At 73.0% G+C, this 11,282-nt stretch carries 10 protein-coding genes; 3 read left to right on the top strand and 7 right to left on the bottom strand.

All coding sequences use genetic code 11. From position 1 onward, the window contains the following. From ACFYS8_RS24595 to ACFYS8_RS24585, 3 genes are all read right to left on the bottom strand, one after another. A partial coding sequence (locus ACFYS8_RS24595; RefSeq protein ID WP_387644309.1) for an NADH-quinone oxidoreductase subunit C occupies window positions 1–1,018 on the bottom strand: 1,018 nt, incomplete at its 3' end. Beyond that, complete coding sequence (locus ACFYS8_RS24590; protein ID WP_387644306.1) at window positions 1,015–1,653, bottom strand: NADH-quinone oxidoreductase subunit B; 639 nt, start codon at window positions 1,651–1,653, stop codon at window positions 1,015–1,017. The genes ACFYS8_RS24595 and ACFYS8_RS24590, both read right to left, overlap by 4 nt. After that, window positions 1,644–2,051, bottom strand: a complete 408-nt coding sequence (locus tag ACFYS8_RS24585) for an NADH-quinone oxidoreductase subunit A (protein ID WP_387644303.1) — start codon at window positions 2,049–2,051, stop codon at window positions 1,644–1,646. The genes ACFYS8_RS24590 and ACFYS8_RS24585 overlap by 10 nt, the downstream gene beginning before the upstream one ends. 276 nt (window positions 2,052–2,327) lie before the next feature. Between ACFYS8_RS24585 and ACFYS8_RS24580 the strand changes: the two genes are divergently transcribed. After that, complete coding sequence (locus ACFYS8_RS24580) at window positions 2,328–3,479, top strand: sensor histidine kinase (RefSeq protein WP_387644300.1); 1,152 nt, start codon at window positions 2,328–2,330, stop codon at window positions 3,477–3,479. A gap of 79 nt (window positions 3,480–3,558) precedes the next feature. On the opposite strand, the gene ACFYS8_RS24575 is transcribed toward ACFYS8_RS24580, so the two are convergent. Continuing rightward, window positions 3,559–4,674 (bottom strand): S1C family serine protease, encoded by a 1,116-nt coding sequence (locus tag ACFYS8_RS24575; protein ID WP_387644297.1) that lies wholly within the window; start codon window positions 4,672–4,674, stop codon window positions 3,559–3,561. 113 nt (window positions 4,675–4,787) lie between these two features. Here ACFYS8_RS24575 and galE point away from each other — a divergent pair, with 113 nt between their 5' ends. Then, entirely contained in the window at window positions 4,788–5,762 is a 975-nt protein-coding gene (galE, locus tag ACFYS8_RS24570; RefSeq protein WP_387644295.1) for a UDP-glucose 4-epimerase GalE, read from the top strand. Between the two features lie 133 nt (window positions 5,763–5,895). On the opposite strand, the gene ACFYS8_RS24565 is transcribed toward galE, so the two are convergent. Beyond that, on the bottom strand, window positions 5,896–8,187 hold the full coding sequence (locus tag ACFYS8_RS24565; RefSeq protein WP_387644292.1) for a PQQ-binding-like beta-propeller repeat protein: 2,292 nt from the start codon (window positions 8,185–8,187) through the stop codon (window positions 5,896–5,898). A gap of 307 nt (window positions 8,188–8,494) precedes the next feature. Between ACFYS8_RS24565 and ACFYS8_RS24560 the strand changes: the two genes are divergently transcribed. After that, window positions 8,495–9,136: a TetR family transcriptional regulator gene (locus ACFYS8_RS24560; RefSeq protein WP_387644289.1), complete on the top strand. Its 642-nt coding sequence runs from the start codon at window positions 8,495–8,497 to the stop codon at window positions 9,134–9,136. A gap of 185 nt (window positions 9,137–9,321) precedes the next feature. On the opposite strand, the gene ACFYS8_RS24555 is transcribed toward ACFYS8_RS24560, so the two are convergent. Both ACFYS8_RS24555 and ACFYS8_RS24550 read right to left on the bottom strand, forming a co-directional pair. After that, the gene (locus tag ACFYS8_RS24555; protein ID WP_387644286.1) at window positions 9,322–10,266 is read right to left on the bottom strand and encodes a beta-ketoacyl-ACP synthase III; all 945 of its coding nucleotides are present in this window, start codon (window positions 10,264–10,266) and stop codon (window positions 9,322–9,324) included. 95 nt (window positions 10,267–10,361) lie between these two features. Next, the gene (locus tag ACFYS8_RS24550; RefSeq protein WP_387644284.1) at window positions 10,362–11,270 is read right to left on the bottom strand and encodes a L,D-transpeptidase family protein; all 909 of its coding nucleotides are present in this window, start codon (window positions 11,268–11,270) and stop codon (window positions 10,362–10,364) included. Between the last annotated feature and the right edge of the window lie 12 nt (window positions 11,271–11,282).

Raw genomic sequence — 11,282 nt, 5'->3', positions numbered from 1 at the left:
CGGGCTGCACGGCCGCAGGCTTCGCAGGCCCGGTCGCCGCAGGCTCGGCCTGCACGGCCTCGGGCTTCGCGGCCGCAGGCTTCGCGGACTCGTCGTGGGCCGGCACGGGCGCGTGCCACGGGGCGTCGGACGACTGGGTCCGGGCGGTGCGGCGCGGGGCCTCGGGAGTCGACGACGGCTCGGCAGCGGGCGCAGCCGAATCGGCGGCCTGGCTGACCGAACCCTCGCCGACGCTGCGGCTGCGGCGCGGACGGTCGGCGCGCACCGGCGGCGGCGCGTCGGCGGCGGCGGGCGTGCCCGGGGCCGGCGCCGCCTGGCTGGCGGAGCCCTCCCCCACGCTGCGGGTGCGGCGCGGACGGTCGACGCCGGGGCCGGCGCCGGCCCGTGCGGCGCGCGCGGGGCGTTCGGCGACGGGCGGCAGGGTGCCCTTGAGCGGGCCCCACTCGTTCGGGTCGGGGACGCCGGGGGGCAGCATCTTGCGGCGGGCGGGGCCGCCGCCGTGGTCGGACTCGCCGGGTTCCTTGGCCCCGGGCCAGTCCTTGGCGACCCGGGCGGCCAGCACGAAGTCCTTGCGCAGCGGGTGGCCCTCGAAGCCGTCCGGCAGCAGCAGGGTGGCCGGGTAGGGGTGGCCGGGGAATTCGATGCCGAACATCTCCCGGGTCTCCCGCTCGTGCCAGGCGGCGCCGGCGTACACCCCGACGGCTGTCGGCAGCACTGCCTTGTCGCGCGGCACCCGGGTGCGCAGCAGCAGTCGGCGCACGCTGCCGGGCTCGCCGACGGCGGCCAGGTGGGCGCAGACCGCGAAGCCCTCGGCGAGTTCGTCGACGGCGCTCAGCCAGTCCAGGAACGTCAGGCCGAGGCCGTCGCGGGCGGCGGTGAGCGCCTCGATCCAGTGCTCGGCGGGGACGGTGACGGTGAGCAGGTCGTACGCCTCGGCAGCGGTCGCCCACGGTCCGATCGCGGCGGCGATGCGCTCGGCGGGGGTCGGAACGGCAGGGACGTCAGGGGTCTCGGTCACTGCTGCCCCTCCCCCGTCGTGGCGGGCGCAGCCTTGAGCGGGCGGCGCAGCGCGGCGGCGGGTGCGGCGTAGCGCTGCGGGATGTCCTCGGCGGCGATCTTCTCCTGGAGCTTGAGGATGCCCTGGAGCAGCGCCTCGGGCCGGGGCGGGCAGCCGGGCACGTAGACGTCGACGGGGATGATCTGGTCGACGCCCTTGGTGACGGAGTAGGAGTCCCAGTAGGGGCCGCCGGAGTTGGCGCAGGCGCCGAAGGAGATGACGTACTTCGGTTCGGGCATCTGCTCGTACAGGCGCTTGACGGCGGGGGCCATCTTGTCGGTGACGGTGCCCGAGACGATCATCAGGTCGGCCTGCCGGGGGCCGGGCGCGAACGGGATGACACCCATCCGGATGAAGTCGTGCTTGGCCATGGACGCGGCGATGAACTCGATCGCGCAGCAGGCGAGTCCGAAGTTGAAGCACCAGAGGCTGTAGCGGCGGCCCCAGTTGAGCACCACCTTGACCGGGTCCGGGGCGAGCCGGGCGAGCGGGCCGAGGCGGCGCTGCTCGACGGCGGCGCCGGGGTTGGCCGGGTCGGGGATGCCGAGCGGGACCGGCCCGTCGGCGGGCGTCCCGTGCGCGTGCGTCACGTCCATTCCAGAACGCCCTTCTTCCAGGCGTAGAGCAGTCCGACCGCGAGGAAGCCGATGAAGACGAACATCTCCACCAGCGTGACCGCCCCGAAGCCGGCGGCGGCGAACACCGTGGCCCACGGGAACAGGTAGATCGCGTCGACTGCGAAGATCACGTACAGGAAGGCGTAGACGTAGTAGCGGATCTGGGTGTGCGCCCAGCCCTCGCCGACCGGATCGACGCCGCACTCGTAGGCGAGCAGTTTCTCCGGGGTGTCGACCACCGGTCGCAGCAGGCGGTTGGCGGTGAAAGCCACCATGACGAAGAGGACGCCGATGACCGCCAGCAGGCCGATCGCCGCGTAGGCGTCGAAGTAACCGCTGCCGGCGGCGGGGTCGGCAGCGAGCGGCTGCCACTCCATGGATTACGCCCTTCTTCTTTGCCCGTCCATAACCATCGCTATCGCGGGAGTCTATGTGCACCGCTCGTCTACTCCCCCATCTGCCCGTTCTGCAAGACGTCCGGTGGACGCCCGGTGGAATTCCGCTTGTCGGCCCGTCGGGAGCGGGGTTCAGCACGGGGGGTGGGGATAACCCCCGGACGAAGACGGAGTGCAGCACCATGGCGGCCGGCTGTCCGCAACCGGGATGCTGGTGATCGTCAAGAGACCGGCGAACACCAGGGAGAGGGCGCCGACATGGAGGACAAGGCGAAGCGCCCGTCGTTGTACGGGCCGCAGCTGTGGCAACAGGTCCAGCACGAGTTGCTGAACCTCCCGGTCGGCATCGCCGCGTTCACGGTGATGGTGACGCTGCTGTGGACGGGCGTCGGCCTGGCGGTGACGGTGATCGGGCTGCCGCTGCTGGCCTTCGGGCTGACGTGCTGCCGTCTGTTCGGCCGGCTGGGCCGGGTCCGGGCCCGGGCCGCGCTGGGCAGCCGGGTCGCCGAGCCGGGGCCGCTGGTGGTCTCCCGTCCCGGCACGGCGGGCTGGGTCATAGCCTCGCTCTCGGACGGGCTGAGCTGGCGCTGCGCGCTGTACTGCCTGCTGATGCTGCCCTGGGGCATCCTCGGCTTCACGCTGACGGTGGTGCTGTTGACCGTCGGCTGGCCGGTGCTGCCGTGGGGGATGCGGGGGCTGGCGTGGGTCTCCCGGCTGCTGGTGGAGGGTCTGCTGTCGCCGGGCGCGCTGGAGGAGCGGGTCCACAAGCTGGAGGACGACCGGGGCACGGTGGTCGACCACGCCGCCGCCGATCTGCGCCGCATCGAGCGGGATCTGCACGACGGCGCGCAGGCCCGGCTGGTGGCGCTGGCGATGGATCTCGGCCTGGCCAAGGAGAAGCTGTCGGAGGATCCGGTGGCCGCGCAGAAGATGGTCGACGCGGCGCACGGCGAGGTGAAGCTGGCCCTGCAGGAACTGCGCGATCTCGCCCGGGGCATCCACCCGGCGGTGCTGACCGACCGCGGTCTGGATGCCGCGCTGTCCTCGGTGGCGGCCCGCTGCACGCTGCCGGGCGGCGTCAAGGTCCAGGTCGAACTGGGCGGGGAGCGCCCCGACTCGGCGGTCGAGGGCATCGCCTACTTCACCGTCAGCGAGCTGCTCACCAACGCTTCCAAGCACTCCGGCGCCCGCTCCGCCACGGTGGATCTCTGGCGCCAGGAGGACCGGCTGATGCTGACGGTGCAGGACGACGGCAAGGGCGGCGCCGAGATCCGGCCCGGCGGCGGCCTGGCCGGCCTGGCCGAGCGCGCCGAGTCGGTGGACGGCGTGTTCGTGGTGGACAGCCCGGCCGCCGGCCCGACCTCGGTGACGGTCGAACTCCCCTGGCGCACCCGGGCCGGCCGGGCCTGACAGGCCGCCCAGGTCATGGACGGGCCCGGGGTGCCGCCTCCCTTGCGCGGTGCGGCACCCCGGGCCCGAGCGGGCGGGGCTAGAGCGTCCCGAGGGTGACGTCCGCGGTCTGGTTCTGCCCGTTGCGCTGGTAGCCGACGGTGACCTTGTCACCCGGGGAGAACGAGGCCAGCGCGCTGGTCAGCGCGGCGGGGGTGGTGATCGCGGTGTCATTGATCTTCGTGATCACGTCGCCCGCCTGCAGCCCCGCGGAGTCGGCCGGTCCGCCGGAGGTCACCGAGACGATCACCGCCCCGGCGGGCTGGAAGTTCGCGTTGAAGAAGGGGCGGACGGTCACCCCGAGCGCGGCCCGCCCGGAGTTGGTGACGGTGCCGCTGGCGATCAGCTGACTGGCGATGCTGGTCACGGTGACGGCGGGGATGGCGAAGCCGATGCCGGGCGCTGCCGAGTTGCCCAGCTCCGGGTCCACCGCGGTCAGCGTGTTGATCCCGATCACCTGGCTGGAGAGGTTGACGAGCGCGCCGCCGCTGTTGCCGGGGTTGATCGCGGCCGAGGTCTGCACCATGTTGCCGATGGTGGCGCCGGGCGAGCCGGAGCTCGACGGCTCGCTGACGGTCCGCCCGACCGCCGAGACGATGCCCTGGGTGACGCTGCTGGACAGACCCAGCGGGCTGCCCATGGCCAGCGTGATCTGGCCGACCGCCACCTTCGCGCTGTCCGCGAAGGTGGCGGGCTTGAGCCCACTGGGCGGGCTGCTGAGCTTGATCACCGCGAGGTCGGACTGCGGGTAGCTGCCCACCAGGGTGGCGTTCAGCGGCTTGGTGCTGTTGGCCAGCGTCACGGTGAAGGTCTGCGCGGTGCCGATCACGTGCGCGTTGGTGACGATGTCGCCCTTGTCGTCGAAGACGATCCCGGAGCCGAGGCTGTCACCCGCGGTGATCTGCACCACCGAGGGCAGCACCTGGTTGATCACCTGCTGGTAGTCCTGCTCCGTCTGGTTGCTGGCGGACGGGGCGGGAGCGGTCGTGGTGGCGCCGGCCGCCGTGTTGGATCCGGAACCCTTGTGGGCGCTGGAGCAGCCGGTGGCCAGCAGGGCCGCCGAGACCAACACCGCCGCCGGACCGAGCCACAGCCTGGGCCCGGTGGGCCGGGGGCCGGCCGGAAGCGGGCGGGTCGGTTCCTTCTTCGGGCGCACGACTGCCACCTCCGGTCGCGAGACAGAACTTTGTCAGCATTTCAGCGATATGTCCGAATAGCCGCCCAGACACTCCAGCCACCACCCGGAAAGCGGCCGTCTAGGATCGGGCCATGACCTGGTTGATCACGGGCGGGGCCGGCTACATCGGCGGTCATGTCGTCCGGGAGCTGGTCGCGGCCGGCGAGTCCGTGGTCGTCCTGGACGACCTGAGCACCGGCGCGGCCTCCCACCTGCCCCCCGGCGTCCCCCTGGTGACGGGCTCCACGCTGGACCGCCCGCTGCTGGACCGCGTCCTCACCGAACACGGCGTCCGAGGCGTGCTGCACCTGGCGGCCCGCAAGCAGGTCGGCGAGTCGGTCGCCCAGCCGCTGCGCTACTACCACGAGAACGTGGAGGGCCTGCGGGTCGTGCTGGCCGCCGCGGTCGACGCGGGCGTGCGCCGGGTGGTGCTGTCCTCCTCCGCCGCCGTCTACGGCATGCCGGACGTCGACCTGGTCACCGAGTCCACGCCGTGCGCGCCGATGAACCCGTACGGCGAGACCAAGCTGGCCGGCGAGTGGCTGCTGAACGCCTGCGCCGACGCGTACGGGCTGTCCGCGGTGTCGCTGCGCTACTTCAACGTGGCGGGCGCGGCCCTCCCCGAGCTGTCCGACCCGGGCGCGGCCAACCTGGTGCCGCTGGCCTTCCAGCGCCTCACCGCCGGGCTGCCCCCGCTGATCTTCGGGGACGACTACCCGACCCCCGACGGCACCTGCGTCCGCGACTACATCCACGTCTCGGACGTCGCCTCCGCGCACGTCGCCGCCGTCCGCCGGCTGAGCGCCCCCGAGTCCGGCGAGCAGGTCCGGCTGACCCTCAACATCGGCACCGGGCACGGCGTCTCCGTCCGCGAGATGCTCGCCGAGATCGCCGAGGTCACCGGCCTCGACACCGCCCCCGAGGTGACCGCCCGCCGCGCCGGCGACCCGGCCCGGGTGGTGGCCTCCGCAGAGTTGATCCACCGCGAACTCGGCTGGACCGCCCGCCACGACGTCCGCGCCATGGTCGCCTCCGCCTGGGCCGGCTGGCAGCACCGCCACCCGTAGCCGCCGACCACGACGGCCCCGGACCGCACTGGTCCGGGGCCGTCGTCGTATCAGTTCGCCGGGAGGACCGATTCGGGGGAGGGTATGCCAAGACTTGACCGGTAGCCGCCCCTTCGGCGAAGAGAACCGGACGTCAGTGCGGGACGGCCGTGCCGTAGAACGAGTCCAGCGCGTACACGCAGCGGTCCTTGGAGCCGACGAAGACCCGGCCGTCGACGGCGACCGGGGAGCCGGTCAGTTCGCCCTTGGTGCCGAGTTCCCAGCGCAGGCGGCCGGTGGCGAGTTCCAGGGTGTGCAGCGAGTGGTCGCGGCTGCCCAGGTGGACCAGCCCGTCGGCGACCGCCGGGGAGCCGACCAGGTCGGCGCGGGCGGCGTAGCGCCAGCGTTCCTGGCCGGTGGCGCTGTCGAAGGCGAACAGGGTGTCGCCGGAGCCCAGCAGCACCGTGCCGTCGGCGACCACGGCGGGTTCGGCGCCCTGCCGGGAGGTGGTGGCGGCCCGCCACAGGCCGTGCCCGGTGGCGGCGTCCAGCGCGTACAGGGTGCCGAGGTAGTCGGCGACGTACACCGCCCGGTCGTCCACCGCGGGCGGGGTGAACAGCACCACAGGGGCGTCGAACCGCCAGCGCTCGGCGCCGGTGGCGGCGTCCAGCGCGTGCACCCGCTGGCCGGACGTCAGGTACAGCACGCCGGCCCGCTCCACCGGCCGGGCCGGGACCTTGCCGCTGACCGGGAACGCCCAGCGCACGCCGCTGCCGCGCGGGTCCACGCAGTGCAGCCGGCCGGCGCCCTGATAGTAGGCGGAGCCGGCGATCAGCGCCGGGCCGGACTGCGGGTTCTCGTACTCCTGCTGGGCGTCGTCGGCGCGCCACAGTTCGGCGCCGCTGGCGGCCGAGCGCAGCTGTACCCCGCCGCCGCGGATGCCGCAGCACAGCACGCCGTCGGCGGCGTCCAGCGAGTAGACCCAGCCGTCCAGCGAGCTGCGCCAGCGTTCGGTGCCGTCGGCGGAGTCCACGGTGTACAGGTGCGGCCCGTCGGCGGCGTGCAGCCGGCCGCCGTCCACGGCCAGGGCCCAGGCCACGTCGCGGGTCTTCCAGCGGCGCTCGCCGGAGCGGATGTCCAGGGCGTGCACCTCGAAGCTGGAGACGAACAGCGTCCCGTCGGCGACCACGGGGGTGCCCCAGACGTCGTTGGACATCCGGAACCGCCAGGGCCGCCAGCGGGCGGCGGGCGGCTGCGGCGGGGCGGCCGGCGCGGGGGTGCGGCGCACCCAGTCGGTGCCGACCGGGGCGACGGACGGCGCGACCGGCTCCACCCGCGGCCCGGGGCCTATCGGCACGTGCGCGCCGGCCAGCCGGACCTCGCCGTCGCCGCCGGAAACGCCGGCCACCGGCCGCTGGTGCGGCCGCACCCGCTCGGTGGCCACCTCCTCGGACGGCGGCCCGACCGGCGCGACGGGCATCGGCGGGGCGAGCGGCTGCGGCGGCACAGGGACCGGCTGGGGCTGCGGCGGCTGCGGCGGCTGGCTGACGGGGCGGCGGCTGCTGCGCTTGGCCTCGATCAGGTCGAGCGCGGCGGGCGGCAGCCAGTCCCCGGCCTCGCCGGAAGCGTCGGCCCGGGAGAACAGGTGCGGGGCCAGCTCGGCCTGGATCTGGGCGGGCGTCGGCCGGTGCTCGGGCGCGGGCCGCATGCAGGCCCGCACCAGGTCGACCAGTTCGGCCGGCAGCCCGGACAGGTCGGGCTGGTCGCGCAGCAGCTGGAACACCGTCTCGACCGGGTTGGTGCCCCGGTACGGCGGGTGCCCGGTGGCGCAGAACACCACCAGCGAGCCGAGCGAGAACACGTCGCTGGCGCCGGTGACGCTGCGGCTGTCGCGGGCCTGCTCGGGCGACATGTAGGCGGGGGTGCCGACCGCGACGTTGGTCATGGTGAGCCGGGTGCTGGAGACCCCGGCGGCGATCCCGAAGTCGATCACCCGCGGCCCGTCCTCGACCACCAGCACGTTGGACGGCTTGAGGTCGCGGTGCACCAGCCCGGCGGCGTGGATGGACTGCAGCGCCTCGGCGATGCCGGCGGTCAGCCAGCGCACCGCGTCGGCGGGCAGCGGCCCGCAGTCGTTGACCAGGTCCTCCAGCGAGGGCGCGGGCACGTACGCGGTGGCCAGCCACGGCACCGCCGCGTCGGCGTCGGCGTCCACCACGGCGGCGGTGTAGAAGCCGCCGACCGTTTTCGCGGCGGCGATCTCGCGGGCGAAGCGGACCCGGAACAGGTTGTCCTCGGCCAGTTCGCTGCGGACGGTCTTGATGGCCACCCGGCGACCCGAGGCCGACCGGGCCAGGTACACCAGACCCATGCCGCCCGCGCCGAGCCGGGCCAGCACCTCGAAGGGCCCGATCCGCCTCGGATCGTGCGCCGTCAGCTGGTCCACTCCGCAGCCACCTCCCCTTCAGCCAACGCCCCCCGGCGGTGGCGCGCCCCCGATTCTCCAATGCCCGCCGTCCTGGAGCCAATCTCCCCCGCCCGTGTCCCCCGGGGTGGTAGAGCGGCCGGCCGGACGCCGGGCGGTCCCGCGGCCCCCACCGAACCCTTCACTGCTGACTTGTCGTCACGCTGTGAGGTCATCAGTGCACGGGGGGGCAACAACACACGCTGAAAAGTCGTTGATTCTCCGCACGGGCGGACTAATAGTCGCACTACCGAATCGCGCCAAGATCGTGCCACGGTAAGCTGACGGCATGACAGGACAAGTTCGCACCGTCGACGGTCGCGTCGCCGGGCGGCGCGGACAGGAGACGCGGCAGAAGCTGCTCGACTGCCTCCGCGAGATGCTCAGCACGTCGCCGTACCGTGACGTCAAGGTCATCGACGTCGCCCGTATGGCGGGTACCTCCCCCGCGACCTTCTACCAGTACTTCCCGGATGTCGAGGGCGCAGTCCTTGAGATCGCCGAGGAAATGGCCGAGGACAGCGCCGGGCTCAAAGAGCTCGTCGATGGAAAGTCCTGGGCGGGAAAGACCGGCTTCACCACTTCCGAAGAACTGGTGGACGGATTCCTCGCCTTCTGGCGCAAGAATGACGCCATTCTCCGAGTGATCACACTCGGTGCCGCAGAAGGGGACAAGCGGTTCTTCAAGATCCGCATGAAGGTCCTCAACTCGGTGGCGGCTCCGCTCGCCGAAGCGGTTCGCAACACCCAGGGCAAGACCGACAAGACGGTCGACGGGTCGGCTATCGCCGGCGCCCTGGTGACGTTGCTGGCCGGGGCCGCGGAGCACTCGAAGGCGTTCACCTCGTGGGGCGTGAAGGTCAAGGACCTCAAGCCCAGCCTGGCGCTCCAGGTGTACCTCGGAGTCACCGGAAAGAAGCCGCCGAAGTAACACTCAGTCCAGTCCAGTGACGCCCGCCCCGGTTCCTGTACGGGGTGCGTCGGACGCGGCCGTGTCCTCGGGGGAGGTTCGCCGACGTACCGCAGGGGTGTCATCCGCACCAACAACGAAGCGCAGGGGCGGTCGGGAGAAAGGTTTCCCGACCGCCCCTGCGCCGTGTCCGTGGCGCTCCCGGGTCAGGGGCAGCGCACCACCTGGCCCGCGTAGGCCAGGCCGCCGCCGAAGCCGAACAGCAGCACCGGGTCGCCGCTGTGCAGCTCGCCGCGCTCGACCAGCTTGGACAGCGCGAGCGGGATGGAAGCGGCGGAGGTGTTGCCGGATTCGACCACGTCGCGGGCGACCACGGCGTCCTCGGCCAGGCCGAGCTTCCCGGCGATCGCGTCGATGATCCGCAGGTTGGCCTGGTGGGCGACGAAGCCGCGCAGCTCGGACGGGTCCAGGCCGGCCTTCTCGCAGGCCCGGCGGGCCAGCGGGGCGACCTGGGTGGTGGCCCAGCGGAAGACGGTCTGGCCCTGCTGGCTGATGATCGGCTGCCAGCCGCTGATCACCACCGCCTCGCCCTTCTCCGGCTCGGAGCCCCACACCACCGGGCCGATGCCGCTCTGCTCGTCGGGGACGGCCTCCAGGACGGCGGCGCCCGCGCCGTCCGCGAAGATCACGCAGGTGGTGCGGTCGGTCCAGTCCACGATGTCGGACATCCGCTCGGCGCCGATCACCAGCGCGCGGGTGGCGGCGCCGGCCCGGATCGCGTGGTCGGCGGTGGCCAGGGCGTACGAGAAGCCCGAGCAGACGGTGTTGATGTCGTAGGCGGCGGGCGTGGGGATGCCGAGCCGGGCGGCGACCGCGGCGGCGGTGTTGGGGCTGCGTTCGACGGCGGTGCAGGTGGCGACGGCGACCAGGTCGATCTGGTCGGGGGTCACTCCCGCGCGGGCCAGGGCCTTCTGGGCGGCTTCCGCGGCGAGGTCGACCAGGGTCTCGCCCTCGGCGATGTGCCGGGTACGGATGCCGACCCGGCTCCGGATCCACTGGTCGTCGGTGTCGACCATCGCCGAGAGATCGTCGTTGGTGAGGATCTTCGGCGGCTGGCAGTGGCCCAGCGCCACGATGCGGGAGGCGGTCATACTGCCACTCAACCGGGTTACCGGCCAGTCGGGCGGTAACGCCCTGGCACAGGATCGAGCGCCGGATGCTGTAGGGCCTTCACAATCGGAACAGGTCAGGCCGCCAGCGACTCGGCGTCGCCCATGGCGATCATCGGGTGCATGGCCGGGTCGAGGGCCTTGAGCAGGTCGACCATGTGGTCCTCGGTCAGCGAGATGCAGCCGTGGGTGGGGCCGCCGTGGTCGAGGTGCAGCCAGATGCCGCCGCCCTTGGCCGCGCCCTCCGGGAAGCGGCCGTCGAGCGGGGAGGCGCCGACCACCCGGTTGTAGTTGATCGCGACCACGTAGTCGAAGGAGCCGGCCAGCGGTTCGTTGTTGAAGCCGCGGCCGGGCATCACGAACTTGGCGTTCTCGTCGTACGGCATCTTGGAGCCCGGGTTGGCCTTGCGGCCGCCGGCGTCGGAGAGCGAGTACAGGCCGATCGGGCTGTGCAGGTCGCCGGAGCGGTGGTTGGTGGTCCAGCCCTTGAGGGCGTTGTGGGCGGGCCAGGACTCGCCGGCCTGCCAGCCGCCGTCGTCGCTGCGGGTCCACAGCGTGACGGTGTTGTCGGAGGAGTCCTTGCCCTTGCCGCTGGCGACCACCAGCTGGCGGGTCTCGGCAGGGATCTTGGCCATCCAGTCGGCGCCCAGGCCCGGGATGCTGGTGATCTTGTCGCGGGAGGAGCGGTCGGCGGCCGGGGGCTCGGTGTGGGAGTCGGCGGCCTTCATCGGGGCGGTCTCGGGCTCGCGGTCCGGGGCGGCGCTGGCGGTCTCGCCCTGGAAGGACCGGCCCGGGCCGATGGTGAACCAGCCGGCCGTCAGGGCCAGCAGGGTCGCGGTGCCGACGGTGAGCTTGGCGGCGCGGCGCGGCTTCGGCTTGCGCCGGCGGCGGCTCCCGGCTCGGCCCTGGGGCTGCTCTCCCTCGCTCCGGGGGGCCGGCGCGGGGGCCGAGCGGCGGTGCGAGGCGGAACGATGGGAACCGGACATGCCGTCGATCCT

The sequence above is a fragment of the Kitasatospora sp. NPDC004615 genome (assembly GCF_042873545.1).
Classification (GTDB): Bacteria; Actinomycetota; Actinomycetes; order Streptomycetales; family Streptomycetaceae; genus Kitasatospora.
This window is presented reverse-complemented; position numbering and strand designations above follow the sequence as displayed.

What these genes read in the sequence shown, in the direction of transcription:
- ACFYS8_RS24590 (WP_387644306.1), bottom strand. Translation starts at nt 1,653, where the DNA reads ATGGACGTGACGCACGCGCACGGGACGCCCGCCGACGGGCCGGTCCCG.
- ACFYS8_RS24585 (WP_387644303.1), bottom strand. Translation starts at nt 2,051, where the DNA reads ATGGAGTGGCAGCCGCTCGCTGCCGACCCCGCCGCCGGCAGCGGTTAC.
- ACFYS8_RS24580 (WP_387644300.1), top strand. Translation starts at nt 2,328, where the DNA reads ATGGAGGACAAGGCGAAGCGCCCGTCGTTGTACGGGCCGCAGCTGTGG.
- galE (WP_387644295.1), top strand. Translation starts at nt 4,788, where the DNA reads ATGACCTGGTTGATCACGGGCGGGGCCGGCTACATCGGCGGTCATGTC.
- ACFYS8_RS24560 (WP_387644289.1), top strand. Translation starts at nt 8,495, where the DNA reads ATGACAGGACAAGTTCGCACCGTCGACGGTCGCGTCGCCGGGCGGCGC.
- ACFYS8_RS24555 (WP_387644286.1), bottom strand. Translation starts at nt 10,266, where the DNA reads ATGACCGCCTCCCGCATCGTGGCGCTGGGCCACTGCCAGCCGCCGAAG.
- ACFYS8_RS24550 (WP_387644284.1), bottom strand. Translation starts at nt 11,270, where the DNA reads ATGTCCGGTTCCCATCGTTCCGCCTCGCACCGCCGCTCGGCCCCCGCG.